This is a genomic window from Bacteroides sp. ET489 (genome assembly GCF_030518095.1).
Classification (GTDB): Bacteria; Bacteroidota; Bacteroidia; order Bacteroidales; family Bacteroidaceae; genus Bacteroides; species Bacteroides ndongoniae.
Map to the genome: position 1 here is coordinate 1 of NZ_JAULLJ010000088.1, position 3,123 is coordinate 3,123.

General features: G+C 37.9%; 1 protein-coding gene. It reads right to left on the bottom strand.

The features are described 5' to 3' along the window. Positions 1-233: 233 nt before the first annotated feature. On the bottom strand, positions 234-2,981 hold the full coding sequence (locus tag Q3C19_RS18020) for a hypothetical protein (RefSeq protein ID WP_302731207.1): 2,748 nt from the start codon (positions 2,979-2,981) through the stop codon (positions 234-236). Between the last annotated feature and the right edge of the window lie 142 nt (positions 2,982-3,123).

Sequence of the window (3,123 nt, forward strand, 5' to 3'; positions counted from 1 at the left end):
TATAGTATGTTTTTGAGGGAGGATTTTTTCCTAACTGGGAAAAAATATTTTGGTAACTGGGGAGGAAATTTTTGCTAACTGGGGGAAAATGGAGGATGAATTATAGGGAGTTTAAATTAATTTTTCTTTGAAAGCTAACATCAATAGGAATAATGCATGTGAACTAAAAAAAGAAGGTGAAACACTTATGTTTCACCTTCTTAAATAGTACTAAGATCTATGATCTCTATACATTATTGTTTCCATTCAATATTACTTGAGCTACCACCTGTAAATAAATATTCTCCTAAGTTAACACCGGATGTTGAGCCCAAAGAGGTGAACTTCAATGTGTTAACAATAAGGATACTTCCTTTATTTACAAAATTAGAGGCTATGCTTCCGGCAAAGGTCAATACATCGTTGATAATTACTGTAGTTGATTTAGTAATTTCTAATTTTTCACTAGCCGTAAATGCACAATTAACACTGCACGTTCCACCGTTAAATATTACATTTTCAAATGATTGGTCATTCTGATTGCCTCCTGCCTTTGTATTAGAAATAGAGGAAACATTATCGAATTCAACATAATTAATCTTGCTCAGATTCTTACCACCGAAATCAATGCTACTTGCTTGTATCTTCAAGCTATTAGCAACAGCCGGAACCTTACTCAACGAATTTTGATCGGTAATGACAAATGTAATCTTACCATTATTTGCCGGAGCATTAACAGCTGTTATATTTTCAGTAATAATAATTTCAGCATCTGCAGCATTTACAGAAATCAATGTAATAGAACCATCATTGGCTTCCATTGTAGAGTTGTTTGTAAATGTTCCATTAGCTCCACAAGCTATTTGACCATTATTGATAACCTTTGCGTCAACTTGTTTAGATGCTGTTGCAGCCGTAGTTTTCGCATTTGTAAATGCACCGTTTACAGTAATCTTACCGTTGTTGGTAATAAGACCAGCTGAAGCGGAGTCTGTGCTACCACTATTGGTAAATGAGGTACCGTCAACAACCCAAGTAGCGTCTTTAGCAACTGTAATATTGCCAGTATTGATAGAAGAACTACCTGCTGTATTCAGTGTTCCGCTCTTTACTTCAACAGTATAGTTGTTCGTCAGAGTGGTTACAGTAACTGTTCCTTCTACATTAACTACAGCATTGTTTGTCAAAGTAGTAATAGTTCCTTTCTTCAAAGTTACGACTGCTGTATTGTTTACAGGAGTAGTAGCACTACCATTTGTAACAGTTCCAACAGTTGCCTGCAAGGTCAATGTACCTAAGTTAGTGATATCTCCTACAAATGTTTCAGTTGTACCTGTAGCCTGACCAATAGTTAACGTACCTTTATTAGTAATAGAAGTAAATTCTTGATCCTTATCTTCCCATGTCAAAACAGATTCGTTGATTACGTTTAAGTCGCTCATTCCTTTAGTAATCAAATCCAAAGCATTGGCGTTAGTTCCGGCAGGAATAGTAATAGTACCTTCAAACTTCAATGTAGGATTACCACTTGCTGCCATGAAGTTCAATACTTCATTGTCAATTTCTACCTTACCGTTAGCTGTAGGTTGAGCCTTGATAGTTACAGTCTCGTTATCACCACCTACAATCTGACCGGCTTTACCTGTGTACCAATTAGTCAGGTAATATTTCAATTCTTCTGTATCGGTTACAGTTAATGCATTCGGTACCAGAATAGCATCATCCTTAAAGTTGAATTGAATGCTTTTCTGCTGACCTGCAGACAACGTAGCAGCTAAGAAAGAACTGTTGACACCTGTATCATAACTGATGGCATTGTAAGCCAAAGCTCTAAGAAGATTATCACCAACCATACCTGCGGTTGAATTCGTTGTATAATCCTTTTTAGCCGTAAAACTAAATTGGTTGCTCATTGCTCCAGCAGTTCCCGCAATTGTCACAAGGCCCTTATTAGTATAGATTTCAAACGTCATGTTTCCAGCAGTGTGAGCAGCATCCTGTTGCGGTACAATCATAACGCCAGCAACATTGGCAGATTCGTTAGTAAACTCCAAAGTCAGGTTTGAAGATTTAGTAGCACCAGCAACAAAGTAGGCCGCAATATTGGGGTTGGCAATATCATTTACTCCGGCAGCGACATTCTCACCTTTGGCATCCGTTTTTGTAATGGTATAAACGCCATCATTAAAGTCTTTTACAGCTTTCTTATATACATTGAATACATCGGCCAAAGTCTTACTGGTAGTAGTAATCTTGTAATCATTTGTATTGAAACTTGTAGCAACACCTGTTGCTGTCAAACCTTCCAGAGCATCATATGTAACAGATTTAGCAGACGGCTGAACAGTTCCTGCATTTCCGAATTGTGTAGTTCCGTCAGTTACCACAATTTTGCGGATAACTACACCACCATTAGCACCTTCATAGTTAGCTTTCAAAGTAACCAGAGGGAATACGGGAAGCGGATTTACTTCCACCTGCGAATCACCTTCTTTTACAAAGATGTGATCCAGCCACATTTGGTTAGCATACCAAGAGCCTCTACCATCTTCGCCACTCTGTTGTACGGCTGGGATTTCATAAGCAAGTCCGGTACGTTTCTGTACATCTTTAAACTGTGCATAAACAAAATAGTTACCTTCAACGAAAGTAGCATTGTTATTAACAAATGCACCATCTACATAATCATAGCGATAATTTGAGTACAGGTTATTAACGATATCATAGTTTAATTCAGGATTTACAGGACTATTGGTGTTGTTACGCTCATCCATTAACGCTGCTCCCAATTTGTCAGTATCTGTCCATTCAAGTTTTCCCAGTTGACTGTTCCATTCAAGTCTTGTATCAACGTTTTCAGGAGCTACAAATGTAATATTACCTACAGCCTTTCTTCCCGGCATAGTCGGATTACCCGATTGCTCTGTTAAAAGATCATCAGCTGTACATGCAGTAAGTGCAACAGGTAAAGCTAATGCTAATAATACTTTTTTTGATTTCATAATCATCTTTTTATTTGTACAAATTTTAAGTTAATGTTCTCAATTATCCCAGAGGATCTTCACCTACGCCACCAGGACCACCACCAGCATCAATTCCGCTACCGCTACCAGCGAAGCCTCTTTCGATAGCTACTTCCAGAAC

Coding starts and splice junctions, on each gene's coding strand:
- Q3C19_RS18020 (WP_302731207.1), bottom strand. CDS start 2,981: ATGAAATCAAAAAAAGTATTATTAGCATTAGCTTTACCTGTTGCACTT.